Annotated in this window: 10 protein-coding genes; 5 read left to right on the top strand and 5 right to left on the bottom strand. The window is 70.4% G+C overall.

Annotated elements, in window-relative coordinates:
- The first annotated feature begins 207 nt into the window (after positions 1-207).
- Positions 208-3,090 carry a bifunctional glycosyltransferase family 2 protein/CDP-glycerol:glycerophosphate glycerophosphotransferase gene (locus O3Q52_RS16325; protein WP_269649504.1) on the top strand — a complete coding sequence of 961 codons (2,883 nt, stop codon included), beginning with the start codon at positions 208-210 and terminating at the stop codon, positions 3,088-3,090.
- The gene (locus tag O3Q52_RS16320; RefSeq protein ID WP_269649503.1) at positions 3,087-4,196 is read left to right on the top strand and encodes a glycosyltransferase; all 1,110 of its coding nucleotides are present in this window, start codon (positions 3,087-3,089) and stop codon (positions 4,194-4,196) included. Before O3Q52_RS16325 ends, O3Q52_RS16320 begins: the two co-directional genes overlap by 4 nt.
- A 103-nt stretch (positions 4,197-4,299) precedes the next feature.
- On the opposite strand, the gene O3Q52_RS16315 is transcribed toward O3Q52_RS16320, so the two are convergent.
- Positions 4,300-5,046 carry an ABC transporter ATP-binding protein gene (locus O3Q52_RS16315; protein ID WP_143633023.1) on the bottom strand — a complete coding sequence of 249 codons (747 nt, stop codon included), beginning with the start codon at positions 5,044-5,046 and terminating at the stop codon, positions 4,300-4,302.
- A 97-nt stretch (positions 5,047-5,143) separates the two neighbouring features.
- Positions 5,144-6,079 carry an ABC transporter permease gene (locus tag O3Q52_RS16310; protein WP_269649502.1) on the bottom strand — a complete coding sequence of 312 codons (936 nt, stop codon included), beginning with the start codon at positions 6,077-6,079 and terminating at the stop codon, positions 5,144-5,146.
- 198 nt (positions 6,080-6,277) lie between these two features.
- Between O3Q52_RS16310 and O3Q52_RS16305 the strand changes: the two genes are divergently transcribed.
- Both O3Q52_RS16305 and O3Q52_RS16300 read left to right on the top strand, forming a co-directional pair.
- Positions 6,278-6,934, top strand: a complete 657-nt coding sequence (locus tag O3Q52_RS16305; RefSeq protein WP_269649501.1) for a TetR/AcrR family transcriptional regulator — start codon at positions 6,278-6,280, stop codon at positions 6,932-6,934.
- A 303-nt stretch (positions 6,935-7,237) separates the two neighbouring features.
- On the top strand, positions 7,238-7,459 hold the full coding sequence (locus O3Q52_RS16300) for a hypothetical protein (protein ID WP_055517933.1): 222 nt from the start codon (positions 7,238-7,240) through the stop codon (positions 7,457-7,459).
- Positions 7,460-7,587: 128 nt separating this feature from the next.
- On the opposite strand, the gene galE is transcribed toward O3Q52_RS16300, so the two are convergent.
- The 3 genes from galE to O3Q52_RS16285 all read right to left on the bottom strand — a co-directional run bounded on the left by galE (position 7,588) and on the right by O3Q52_RS16285 (position 11,645).
- A complete protein-coding gene (galE, locus tag O3Q52_RS16295) occupies positions 7,588-8,568 on the bottom strand; it encodes a UDP-glucose 4-epimerase GalE (protein WP_269649500.1) in 981 nt (326 codons plus the stop codon).
- A gap of 117 nt (positions 8,569-8,685) precedes the next feature.
- Positions 8,686-10,332 (bottom strand): glycosyltransferase family A protein, encoded by a 1,647-nt coding sequence (locus O3Q52_RS16290; RefSeq protein ID WP_269649499.1) that lies wholly within the window; start codon positions 10,330-10,332, stop codon positions 8,686-8,688.
- A gap of 44 nt (positions 10,333-10,376) precedes the next feature.
- Positions 10,377-11,645 carry a glycosyltransferase 87 family protein gene (locus O3Q52_RS16285; RefSeq protein WP_269649505.1) on the bottom strand — a complete coding sequence of 423 codons (1,269 nt, stop codon included), beginning with the start codon at positions 11,643-11,645 and terminating at the stop codon, positions 10,377-10,379.
- 102 nt (positions 11,646-11,747) lie between these two features.
- Between O3Q52_RS16285 and O3Q52_RS16280 the strand changes: the two genes are divergently transcribed.
- Positions 11,748-13,490 (top strand): glycosyltransferase family 39 protein, encoded by a 1,743-nt coding sequence (locus O3Q52_RS16280; protein WP_269649498.1) that lies wholly within the window; start codon positions 11,748-11,750, stop codon positions 13,488-13,490.
- Positions 13,491-13,506 lie beyond the last annotated feature (16 nt).

Here is a 13,506-nt window from a genome sequence, read left to right as displayed (position 1 = left end):
TCCCGTCCCTGGGGGCTGCCGCCCCCAGACCCCCGCATCGCGCTGACGCGCTCGTCCTCAAACGCCGGACGGGCTGAGATTCAGCTGGGTCCGGGGGCGAAATCCCCCCGGAGCAACCCGGGCCTCTCGATCAACATCTACCTAAGTGGCCCCCAAGCGGCCTACACCCCGTACAGGGTCCAGCGAGGGACACTTAGGATAAATAGGATGAACGAGGAATCGCTTCCCGCACCGGACGTATCCGTCGTCGTGATCGTCTACAACGACGAGACACGGCTGCCCACAGCCGTGCGCTCCGTGCTGGAGCAGACCTTGCGGAACGTCGAGGTCGTGATCGTGGACGACCGGAGCACGGACGGGTCGTACGACGTGGCAAGGGAGCTGGCCGCCGCGCACCCCGGCCGGGTCCGCGCCTTCCGGCTCGACCGGAACAGCGGAGGTTGCGGGGCTCCCCGCAACCACGGCATCGCCCAGGCGCGCGGCACGTACGTCCTCTTCCTCGACAGCGACGACGTACTGGAGCGCAACGCCTGCCGGAACATGCTGGAGGCGGCCGAGACGACCGGCGCGGACCTGGTCTCCGGGATGTGCGTGCGGGTGCACGTGGACTCGCGCAACGGCAAGGAGGTCAAGTGGTACCCCTGGCTGTACGCGCGCACCCGCACCCTGGAGTCGATCTCCGAGCTGCCGGACCTGCTGGTCTTCGACACCCTCTCGACGAACAAGTGCTACAGGAGAGAGTTCCTCGCTGAGCAGGGGCTCGAATTCCCCGTTGGCATTCACTACGAAGACCTGCTCTTCTCCGCCCAGGCCTACGCCGCCGCCCGTGGGATCACCCTCATCCCGAACCGCGTCTACGACTGGAACGTCGTCGACAAGGCCGCGGCGAAGTCGATCAGCAACCGGCGCGCCGAGATCGCCAACTTCACGCACCGGATGGAGATCCATCGGCGGGTCGATCAACTCCTCGCCGACAAGGGTCTGCTGGAGCTGAAGTTCCACAAGGACGTCAAGTTCCTCAAGCACGACCTGGTGCTGCACCTGCGTGACCTGCCGTTCCGGGACGCCTCCTACCGGGAGGAGTTCGCCGCGATCGCCCGCGACTACCTGGAGTCCATCGACCGCGCCGCCTTCGACGAGGTGGAGCCCATCCATGCCATCTGCGCCTATCTGCTGCAGAAGAGCGACTGGGACAACCTCCTGCCGGCCGTGGACACGCTCACCAACCGCGACAAGATCTCCGCGCCGATGGTGGAGCGTGACGGCCGGATCTACTGGTGTGCCGAACACCTCGACGATCACCTCGACGGCGACTTCGCCCGGCACGTCCTCGACGTCACCGAACTCGGCTATCACGCCAAGCCCGTCGAGAAGATGTTCCTGCGCAACGTGCTGACCGGGTACGAGGAGGCCGGCGGGACCGTTCGGCTGGCCGGGCACATCACCAATCCCCTCGGTGTCGTTCCGCCCGGCGCCCGGCTCACCGGCGAGCTGGAGTTCGCCGCCCGCCGCAAGGGTGTGCGGTTCCAGATCTTCCGCTTCCCGGTCGCCACCCTGCGGCACGAGGGCGAGGCCATCGCCTGGGAGGCGTCGGCCGACCTCGCGCGCGGGCTGCGGCCGCTGGGCATCGTGGACGCGGTGTGGGACGTACGGCTGCACCTCGACGTCGACGGCGTACGCACCACCACCCGCCTCACCGCCTCCGAACCCGGGCTGGCCGACGGGCAGTTGCCCGTCCGGCCCCGGCTCACGCGGCTGGTCGCCGACCACGTCACGCCCGAGATCTCCTCACGCGGCCATCTCTCCTTCCGGATCGTGACCCGCGAGAAGGTGGACGCGCTCGTCGAGAAGGGCGTGCGGGGCGCGCCCGGCCGGTTCGCCAAGTCCGGGTACCGGAAGGCGAAGGAGGTGCGCAGGAGACTCACCTCCGGTGACACCAAGATCCGCCTCTACCACGAGGTGTTCAGCCGGCTGCCCGTGAAGAAGGGGCTCGTCGTCTTCGAGAGCCACCTGGGCCGGCAGTACAGCGACAGCCCGAAGGCGATCTACGAGGAGATGCGGCGCCAGGGGCTGGAGTTCGAGGCCGTGTGGTCGTACACGGGCAGCAGCCCTTCCGGCTTTCCGGCCGACGCGACCCTCGTACGCCGCTGGTCGCTGCCCTATCTGAAGGCACTGGCGCAGGCCGAGTTCTGGGTCGACAACCAGAGCTATCCGCTGAAGCTCACCAAGCGGCCGGAGACGACCTACCTCCAGACCTGGCACGGCTCGGCGCTGAAGCGGATGGGCTTCGACGAGCCCGAGTGGAAGCTCAGGCCCCGGCCCGAGCAGGTCGAACAGCAGCGCACCCTCGACCGCTTCGACCGGTTCCTGATCCGCTCCGAGCACGATGTACGCACCCTCGCCCGGGCGTTCCGCCTGAAGGAGAAGACGCTGCTGCGGGTGGGGTATCCCCGCAACGACGCCCTCGTGCAGGTCAGGAAGCGGGAAGAGGGAGCGGGCCTCCGCGAACGCGGTCCGCTCGCCACCGCGTTGGGGATCCCCGACGACAAGGCCGTCCTGCTGTACGCGCCCACCTTCCGTCAACACGGGGGCAGACAGCGGCGGTTCGAGCTGCCCTTCGACGTGGAGCGGTTCGCCGACACGTTCGGCGACCGGTACGTCCTGCTCGTGCGCTCGCACTACCTCAACCACGTCGTGCTCCCGCCGTCCGTGCGCGGCCGCGTCATCGACGTATCGGCACACCACGACGTGACCCCGCTGCTCGCGCTCGCCGACGGGCTGATCACCGACTACTCGTCCGTGATGTTCGACTACGCGCTCCTCGGCCGGCCGATGTTCTTCTTCGCCTACGACTACGAGGAGTACGTGCACGAGGGCCGCGGCACCTACTTCGACCTGCTGGAGCGGGCGCCGGGGCCGGTCGTGCGCACCGAGGAGGAGCTGCACACCGCCCTCGCCTCCCTGGACGAGCAGGCCGTGAAGTACGCGGAGGCACGGGAGGGGTTCGTGGCGGAATTCGGCGAGTACGACAAGGGGAACGCCGCCCAGAGCATCGTCGACCAGTTCTTCGCGCAGTGGAGGCGTGGATGACCCTCGTGAGCACCGATCCGCAGCGGGACGTCTTCTTCGTCTCCAACAGTGTCAACGAGCTGGGCGGAGTGACCAGTTGGTCGCACCAGATGGCCCGGCTCCTCACCGGGCGCGGGCATCGCGTCCATGTCGTCGGCATCACCCCGCCCGGCGTCGTGCAGGAACTCGGCGAAGTGCCCTACCCGATGACGACGTTGTACGCCGGACAGCCGCCGCGTCCCGGCCGGGCGCGTGAGGCGAGCATGCGCGAGCAGGCCGTCAGGCTGACCGCGTTGTTCCGGGCGGCGCGGCCCGGCGCTGTCGTGATCGTCACGCAGGTGTGGGCCATGGAGTGGGTGGCGCAGGCCGACACCCGCGGGCTGACCGTGATCGGGATGAGCCATGAGTCCTTCGTGTTCTCGAAGGCGTCCTCGCGCTTCCAGCGGGTGCTCAAGCACTACAAGGACGTCGACCGCATGCTGGCGCTGACCCGCGAGGACGCCGACCTGTGGATCGGACAGGGCATGAACAACGCGTCATTCATGCCGAATCCGCTGCCGTTCATGCCCGAGGTGCCGTCGCCGCGCACCGAGAAGGCGGTCGTCAGCATCGGACGGCTGCACGACCAGAAGGGCATCGACATGCTCCTCGACACCTGGGCGGAGGTCGCGCCGCGCCATCCCGACTGGCGGCTGCGCATCTACGGCTCGGGCGAGGACGAGGAGATCCTCAAGAAGCAGTGCACGGCTCTCGGACTCGACAACTCCGTGGACTGGATGGGGCGTACGAGCGATGTGCCGGGCGCCCTGCGCGGCGGTTCCGTCTTCGTCCAGTCCTCCCGCGGCGAGGGATTCCCGCTCGCCCTCATGGAAGCCATGGCTACCGGCGTGCCCTGCGCCGCCTTCGACTGCGCCCCCGGCGTCCACGAGATCGTCCACGACGGTGAGGACGGCCTGCTCGCCACCCTGGGCAACACCGGTGAACTGGCCCGCCGCCTCGACACGTTGATGTCCGACAAGGAGCTGCGGGACGGTATGGGCGACCGGGCCCGCATCAACATCCAGCGTTACACGACGACCGAGATCGTGAACAGGTGGGAGGACCTGTTCAGCTTCCTCGAACGCTGATCCCGGGCTGATCCCGGGCTGATCCCGGGCTGATCCCGGGCTGATCCAGGGTGTTCGTCGGCTGCGGGTGCGCTGTGGTTGCTCGCGCGGTTCCCCGCGCCCCTCAGGGGGCTTTCCCCCCGCCTCCGGTGAACTTCTCGTACTCCTTCAGCACTTCCTCCGTACCCCCGTCCATCCGCAACTCCCCCCGCTCCAGCCACAGCACCCGATCGCACGTGTCCCGGATCGACTTGTTGTTGTGGCTCACGAGAAAGACCGTCCCCGCACTCTTCCGCAACTCCCGGATCCGAGCCTCGGAGCGCTTCTGAAAGGAGCGATCCCCCGTGGCCAGGGCCTCGTCGATCATCAGTACGTCGTGGTCCTTGGCCGCGGCGATGGAGAAGCGGAGCCGCGCGGCCATTCCGGACGAGTACGTCCGCATGGGCAGCGTGATGAAGTCGCCCTTCTCGTTGATGCCGGAGAAGTCGACGATCTCCTGATAGCGCTCGCGCACCTGCTCCCGGGACATTCCCATCGCGAGGCCGCCGAGATGAACGTTGCGCTCGCCGGTCAGGTCGTTCATCAGGGCGGCGTTCACACCGAGCAGTGAGGGCTGCCCGTCCGTGTAGATCCGCCCGTGCTCCACCGGGAGCAGCCCGGCGACGGCCTTGAGCAGTGTGGACTTTCCGGACCCGTTCGTGCCGATGAGCCCGATCGCCTCCCCCCGGTACGCCGTGAAGGAGACCGCCTTCACGGCGTGCACCTTCCGCACACCCGAGGCCTGTTCGGTCTTCTTCCGGCGCAGGATGCGATTGAGGGCGGCGGTGGCGCTGCCGCGGCCGGCGCCCGTGCCGTTGACGCGGTACACGATGTCGACGCGGTCCGCGACGACGGTGGGGACGAGTTCGGCCGCGAGGGTGGGGACACGGTCCGCGACGAGGGTGGTGGGGGCGGGTGTGTTGTCGGGATCAGCCACGGCCGTACGTCTCCTCAGCCTTCCAGAAGTAGATGAAGCCGCCGACGCCGGCGAGCAGCGCCCAGCCGACCGCGAGCGCCCACACGTGGTGGGGCAGCTGGCTCGCGTGGAAGGTGTCGATGAGCGCGAACCGCATGAGGTCGATGTAGACCGCGGCCGGGTTGCACTCCAGGGCGACCAGCACGATGTGCGGCATGTCCTGGTGGGCGGTGAGCACCCTGTCGATGCTCCACATGACACCGGACACGTACATCCAGGTGCGCAGCACGAACGGCATCAGCTGCGCGATGTCCGGCGTCTTGGCGCCCATCCGGGCCATGATCATCGCCACGCCCGCGTTGAACACGAACTGCAGTGCCAGGGCGGGAACGACCAGGAGCCAGGACACGCTCACGGGCACGCCGACGCAGAGCAGGATCACGAACAGCGCGGCCATCGAGAACAGCAACTGCTGGAGCTGCTGCAGCGCGTACGAGACCGGGAGCGCGGCCCGCGGGAAGTGCAGGGCGCGCACCAGGCCGAGGCTGCCGGAGATCGCCCGGGTGCCCGCCATGATCGAGCTCTGGGTGAACGTCCACACGAAGACGCCGGTGACCAGGAACGGGATGTAGTCCGGGACACCGCGGCTCGTGCCCATGAGCTCGCCGAAGATGAAGTAGTAGACCGCCGCGTTGAGCAGGGGCGTGGCCACCTGCCAGACCTGGCCGAGCTTCGCCTGGCTGTACTGGGCGGTGAGCTTGGCGGTGGCGAACGCCGTGATGAAGTGCCGGCGCGCCCACAACTGGCGGACGTACGCGGGCAGTGAGGGACGGGCGCCGCTGACCGTGAGGCCGTAACGGGCGGCGAGTGCCGCGGCGTCGTCGGGCAGGGCGGCCGATGCCGGCACCGGGTCGGGTGCCGGGGGCGGTGTGTGGAGGACCTGACTCACATCCGCTGCTTTCGCTCGGAGCGCGGGGCTCGTGGGAGGGGTGTGCGAACGCTTCTTTTACGTCGCTACGGGCCCGTCTTTACCCGCACCAGGGACCCTCTTTACGTCGGGACGGAACCGTATCGTCGTCACGTGAGCGTAGGCCGATCTCACGTCGGAACGCAACCGTTTCGTCGTGACGCCCCTATGCTGTTCGACATGACGACGAACGCCGACGGGACCCCGACGAACGCCGAAGGGGCCCCGGAGAGCCCGCAGCAGCCGCGCCGCCGGACTCCCGCCGGGGCGGCGGTGCTCCGGGAGGATGTGACGGAGGCCATCAGGGCGGCCGTCTTCGAGGAGCTCGCGGCCGTCGGATACGCGCGGATGTCCATCGAGGGGATCGCGCGCCGCGCGGGTGTGGGCAAGACCGCGGTGTACCGCCGGTGGCGTTCCAAGCTGCACCTGGTGCTCGACCTGGTGTCGGCGGTCGCGGTGCAGGGGCTGCCGGCACCCGACACGGGCACCCTGGAGGGCGACCTGCGCCTCCTGTACGAGGTCACGTCACGGGCCCTGCGTCACCCTGTCGCCTCGCAGATCATCCCCGACCTTCAGGCCGAGGCCGCCCGCAACCCGGACATCGCAGAGGCCATGCAGAAGGCCCTGCGGGAGGGGCAGGAGGGCGTCGCCAGCGGCATCGTCGCCGCGGCGGAGAGGCGTGGCGAGGTCCGGATGGGCATCGACGACGAACTGGCCCTCGACCTGATCTCCGGACCGCTGTACTGGCGCTCGGTGGTGATCCGCAGCCCCAAGCTGCCCAAGGGGTATCTGGAGAGCCTGGCCCGGGCCACGGCGGTCGCACTCAAGGCGCTCTAGGCCTCGAAGGCGCTGCGGTGCCTCGAAGGGGTCGAACGGATCGAAGGGGCTGAAGGCGTCGAAGGGCGTCGAAGGGTCTTGAAGGGCATCGAAATGGCGTCGCCCGGTCACGAAGTCGGCGTTCGAGTTCGGGTCTCGGCGGTTGGCCGAGGCTGGTCCCGTTCATGCCACGGAGCCAGGAATCGCCGCAGCTCCGGACCCCTTGCGGGGTGCCCCGGCAAGGGGCGTCAACCCCGTAGCGTCCGGATCGTTGTCATCCGGGCCTCACTTTCGAGGCCCTCGGGGGCGCATACTGGACTGACGATGACGAAGCCATCCGCGCCCCGGCGCCACCTGTCCACCAGTCCCTTCAAAGCTCCGGTTGTCCCGGTCGCCAAGCACTTCGCCCTGGGTGACCGTGTTACGCACGACCAGTTCGGCCTGGGCAGGATCGTCGGCGTCGAGGAGGGCATCGCGATGCTCGTCGACTTCGGCTCCCGCCAGGCCCGTATCGTCAGCCCCTACACCCGTATGGACAAGCTCTGACGGATCCCGTCAGTACACCCGTCAGGCACTCGCCGCGGTCCCGGACGATGTCCGGCCCGCGGCGAGCGCGTTTTCTGAAACCTCTGGGCCCGAGTCTCTGAGCGACGGGCGGCCCCGGCCTTCAGCCCCTAACCCCGCCGGGCCTCGGGGTGGAGCCGTACCCACCCCTCCCAGGCCGACGTGATCATGTCGCGGACGCCGTACTTGGCCTTCCAGGCCAGTTCCGCGGCGATGCGGTCGGCGGAGGCGACGACGCGGGGCGGGTCGCCGGGGCGGCGCGGGGTGACGGCCGGGGCGAGTGTGTGGCCGGTGACCTCGTTGATCCGGTCGATCATCTCCCGGACCGAGACGCCCTCACCGCGGCCGATGTTGAGCGTCAGGTCCGTCCCGGGGGCGGCGGCCAGCCGGCGCGCGGCCGCCGCATGGGCCTCCGCCAGGTCGGCCACGTGGATGTAGTCGCGGACGCAGGTGCCGTCGGGAGTCGGGTAGTCGTCGCCGAAGACGCGCGGGGGCACGCCCTCCGTGAGCTTCTCGAAGACCATGGGGATCAGATTGAAGACGCCCGTGTCGGCCAGCTCCGGCGCGGCGGCGCCCGCCACGTTGAAGTAGCGCAGGGAAGCCGTCGACAGACCGTGGGCGCGGCCCGTGGCGCGGACCAGCCACTCGCCCGCCAGCTTGGTTTCGCCGTACGGGCTCATCGGCACACAGGGCGTCTCCTCGGTCACCAGGCTGACGTCCGGCATGCCGTACACCGCCGCGGAGGACGAGAACACGAAGGACGGCACCGCGGCGGCCGTGACCGCCTGCAGCAGCACCCGCAGCCCCTCGACGTTCTCGCGGTAGTAGTGCAGCGGCAGGTCCACGGACTCGCCGACCTGCTTCTTCGCCGCCAGGTGGACGACGCCCGTGACCGCGTGGTCCTTGAGCGCGCGGGCCACCCGCTCCCCGTCCAGGGTCGAGCCGACGACCAGCGGCACCCCGTCGGGCACGCGCTCGGCGATCCCGGTGGACAGGTCGTCGTACACCACGGCCCGTTCGCCCGCCTCGGTCATCGCGCGGACGACGTGCGCCCCGATGTAGCCGGCGCCGCCGGTGATCAGCCAGGTCATGTATCGGCCGTCCCCTCGTGTGTCGGTTCGTGTGACGGTGTGGTGCGCCGGTCGGACACGCGGATCGGTGGTGGTGGTGGTGGTCGAGCCGACCCGTCCCGGTGGCCGCGCCGGCTGTCAGTGAAGCAAACGCCTCATTCTGCGGCGCACCACGGTGGTCATTCCACGCCAGCCGGGCGCCAGCCGCAGCGCGAGCGAGCCCGCGTGGGTCGCGTACGGCTGGACGAGCAGCAGCCCGTGCCGGCCGTTCGGCACGACGGACCGGCGCAGCAGACCCGGGCCCGCGACGGCGTGCGCGGTGGTCTCGCGGCTCGTGCCGTCGTGGAAGCGCAGGCGAAGGCGCAGGTCCCAGGTGCCGGAGCCGAGCGCTGCGAGGTCGACGGCCGCCTCGGCCGTCCAGGAGTCGGTGCCCGCGTCGTCGCCCGGGCCGTCATCGAGGGGATCGGGGTCGTCCGGCAGGAACCGGGCCGTCACCGTGAGCCCGACCGCCCCGTCGTGCCGGTTCACGAACTCGGCGTCCACGGTCGCCGGCGCCGCGTCCGCCATCCGCCCGTACAACTCGTGCAGGCGCAGCCGAAGCCGGGTGGCACGCGCGCGTGGCCGCAGTTCCGCGTCGACGGCCACAGGGAGGAGGCGTACGGGCCGGAACAGCAGGTGCTCCAGAGTCACCTGGGTCAGGTCGGCGGACCAGACCGGCGTGCCGTCCGCGAGCCGTGCGTACGGGGGCCGCAGCCGGGCCGGGCGCGCCGCGACCCCCTTGACCCGGGTCAGGTCGCGGGGCTCCTCGGAGGCCGACACGACCTGTGCGACGACCCGCCCCGGCGCCGGTGCGAGCGCGAGGTCGGCCGCGTCGAACGTCGCGAGGTACGCGCGCGTGAGGGCCCACCACTCCCTGCGGTACACGGGACCGCGCTGATCGAGCTCACGCGCGTACATCCGCAGCGAGTGGTCGAGGAACCGCGCGCGTGTCGCCCGCGCCAGCCGCTTCTCACCGGCGGCCAGGAGGATGTCGTACGAGAGGGCGTGGGCGGTGATCCTGGACCGCCAGTTGCCGACGCCCGCCCGGTCCAGCGAGATCGACAGCCGCTCGGCGCCGCGGCGCACGTGCCAGACGTACACCGTGTCCGGGATCAGTGCGATGTGCGGACCGGCGGCGAGCACGCGCGCGGTGAAGACGAAGTCCTCGTAGGGGAAGCGCCCTTCGGGGAAGCGGATGCCGTGCTCGCGCAGGAAGTCGGTGCGGTAGAGCTTGTTGACGCAGAGGGTGTCGTGGACCAGGTGGGTGCGGCGGGACGGGTGCTTCACCAGGGCGGCCTTGGCGTACAGCTCGGGCTGCCAGGGGACCTCGCGGCCGGACGGCAGCTCGCGGCGCACACACAGACCGGCGGCGACCTCGGCCCCGCGCCCGGCGGCCGCGTCGAGGAGCGCGTCCACCGCGCCGGGCGGCAGGACGTCGTCGCTGTCCAGGAACATCACGTACGGGGCCGTGGCGGCGTCGATCCCGTCGTTGCGGGGGCTGCCGCAACCGCCGCTGTTGACCTTGCGGCGGAGCACCCTCAGACGCGGCTCGTCGAGGGCGAGGCGGTCCAGGAGATCCGCGCTGCCGTCCGTCGAGCAGTCGTCCACGGCGATGACCTCGCGGACGGCGGGCCCCTGCGCGAGGGCCGAGCGCACCGCGTCCGTCACATGGGCGGCGTCGTCGTACCCGATGACCACGACGCACACCTGTGACTGGTGGGGAGGTATGGCTTGGATGGGTCGCATGGCTTCCACAGGGCGAAATGGTGGCTGGTGTAGGTAATTTTCCGTTAAGAGGTACTTACTGTCTCGTGGGGAAGATGACGGGAATTGTGTGAAGGTTCCGTCTCCGCTGATCGGATTCCCGCGGACCGAACGCCGGCCGGCCGCATTCCGGCGGTCCACAGGCGGCGGAAGGAGAGCGCCGCGGCCCCGACGAGCAGTCCGTTGCGGACGAGCATCAGCAGGGTGCCGGTCCACGTGCAGTCCATGACGTCCCTGTAGAGGACGGGATACGCGAGGGCGCTGGCCGCCGCGGCCGCCATGATCAGCACGGCCACCGGACGCTGAGAGGTGTGCCGCGATGTCAGACACACGGCGGCCAGGCCGAGCAGCCACACCAGGTACTGGGGGCTGATCACCCGGCTCGTCACGGTGAACAGGAGCACGGCACAGAGTGCGGCGTCGTACGGAGTGGCCGGAGTCCAGTGCCGGGCTCGCAGGCGCCACAGCAGCATGGCACCGAAGGCGGCGACGGTGAGTGCCAGTGACGCCGCGGCGATCGTGCTGACGTACGGCCCCGTGAACTCCATCGCCCCGTACCGGTAGCGCACCTGACCCGGCCAGCCCGCGTGCCGCGCGAAGGAGAGGGCCGTCCCGCCGAGCGACTCGATCTGTACGCCCCGGCCGCCCTGCTGGCGCAGGAAGTCGAAGGGGTCACGGAAGAGCGCGGCGAGAGCGAGGAGCAGCACGCCCGCGGTGACGGCCGCCGAGGTCCACACCTCCCTCGTCGTACGCCCCCTGGGGGTGCCGATCAGGATCAGCGCCGGCCACACCTTCACGAGGGCGCCCAGCGCCGCGAACGCACCGCACGCGCGCGTGGAGCGCGAAAACGTCAACAGGGCGATGACGGCGAGGGCGGTGACCTGCACGTCGTAGCGGGCGAGCGGGAGGTGCAGGAGGAGGGGGAGGCCCGCGATCCACAGGGCCGCGCCGCGCAGGCTGCGGCCCGTCCGGGTGCCCGCGCGCGTGAGGGCGACGGCGACCAGGGCGTCGGCGGCGAGCGCGAGGAGCACGAACGCCTGGAAGTACGTCAGCCCCGGAAGCAGCCCGGGGGACAACAGGACCGGACCCGCGCCCGGCGGGTACTGCCACAGCCTGTCGCCCGAGGGGAACGTGCCGTGGGCGAGCACGCCGTACCAGCGGGCGTACAGCTCGTGCACCTCGCGCGCGACACCGCCGATGCCCAGCGGGGCATGCCCGTCCCGGGCGAGCAGCCAGAGCATCAGGGCGCGCGTGGTGAGCCAGCCGATGGCGACGAGGAGGAGACGGGGCTTCATCCAGGGCTTCACCCGACGGATCGTAAGCCGCAAGAAGGCATATAACGTCTGATTACGGGTCAATCACTGGCGAAGGCTGACTAATAGCACAAAATCTGGGGCATGGTCGTCAAGCGTCCGCAGGTTGCCGTCGCCGTGCTCGTCCCCGTACTCGTCATGTCCGCGATCGGTCTGTGGGGGATCGATCGCGGCGGGATGTGGCGGGACGAGGCGGTCACCTTCCAGGTGGCGCGGCGCTCGCTCCCGCAGATCTGGCAGTTGCTGCACTCCGTGGACGCGGTGCACGGCCTCTACTACCTCCTCATGCACCCCGTCCTCGCCGTCCACCCCGGAGAGGTCGCCCTGCGCCTCCCGTCGCTCTGCGCGGCCGCCGCGACCGCGGGCCTGGTCGCGGCCCTGGGGGCCCGGCTCGCCCGCCCGAGGGTGGGCCTGTGGGCGGGCCTGCTGTACGCCGTGACCCCGATGGCAGGGCACTTCGCCCAGGAGGGACGTTCGTACGCGCTGGTCGCCGCCGGGGTCGCGGCATCGACACTGCTGTTGGCGCGGTCGGTGACGGCCGACGCGGGCGCGGACGGAAACGCGGACGGAAACGGGGGTGGGGGCGGGGATCAGGAAGACGTGCCCGTGGGGCTTCTCGCCCGGCACGCGCGCGTGGTCGGCTGGTGTGCGTACGGAGGGGTCGTCGCCGTCACCGTCCTGCTGCACGAGTTCGCGGTACTGATCCTGCTCGCGCACGCCGCCACCCTGGCCCTCGCTCGGATGCCCCGCCGCGTGTGGCGCGACTGGGCCTGCGCCGCGGGTGCCGTACTCCTCGTCCTGCTTCCGCTCGCCCTGATCTCCAGCGGCCAGGCGGAGCAGGTCGCCTGGCTCCGGCCCCCGGGCGGCGGCACCGTCGAACGCCTGCTGCGCTCCTTCACCGGCCCGACCCAGCTCGTCCTCGGCCCGTATCTGCTGCTGATCGCCCTCGCCCTGCGCCACCCGTTCACCCCGCCCGCCCGCCGCGGCGAACTCTCCCTCCCCGCGGTCGCCCTGCCCCTGCTGCTCCTCCCGCCCGCGGTCCTCATCGCGGTCTCGCGCCACTGGCCGCTCTACGACGACCGCTATGTGCTGTACGCGGTCGCCGGGGCACCCCTGCTGGCTGCGGCGGGGGCGGAACGGCTGCTCCTGGCGGCACGCCGGGCGGGCTTTGCGCGACGCGACGCCGACGGCTTGATGCGAGGCGGCCTGGGGGGCGGCCCGGGAGGCGCTCCCGGTCCTGCTTCCGACCCAGGCCCCGGCCCCGGCCCCGATCCTGATCCTGATCTCGATTCCGGTCGCGGTCTCGGTTCCGCTCTCGTACGAGGCGTCCGCGTGCCGTACGTCGCCACGCTGGTAGGCGTACTGGCCATCAGCCTCGCCTTTGTCTCACAGCTCCCCGTCCTCCGGGAGGACCGGGATCCCGCCCGCCGCCCCGACAACCTCGCCGTCGTCTCGGCCGCGGCCGCCCAGCGGATGAGCCCGGGCGACTCCGTGCTCTTCCTGCCGTCGCTCGGCAGGCGCTCCGCGCTGGCGTACCCGAAGGGGTTCCAGGGCACGCGGGACATCGCGCTGGAGGAGCCCGCACCCCTCTCCGGCACGCTCTACGGGCGCGAGACCGGCCCGGACGAACTGCGCCGCAGACTCGCCGGCCTGGAGCGCGTATGGGTGGTCGCCGAGCCGTACGCGTTGAAGTCGGTCTGGTATCCGAGCGATCCGACCGAGCGGGTCAAACTCACCGTCGTGGGCGAGGAGTTCGTGCCGCGGGCGGAGTTCGTACGGAAGGGGACGATTCTGCGGCTGTATGTGCGGAGGGCTCCGACGATGTGAGGGGTGACCGGTGGTG

It is taken from the genome of Streptomyces sp. ActVer, from assembly GCF_027270795.1.
In the GTDB taxonomy this organism is placed as follows: domain Bacteria; phylum Actinomycetota; class Actinomycetes; order Streptomycetales; family Streptomycetaceae; genus Streptomyces; species Streptomyces umbrinus_A.
Note: the sequence above shows the minus strand (reverse complement) of the source record. Positions and strands in the feature narration are given on the sequence as shown.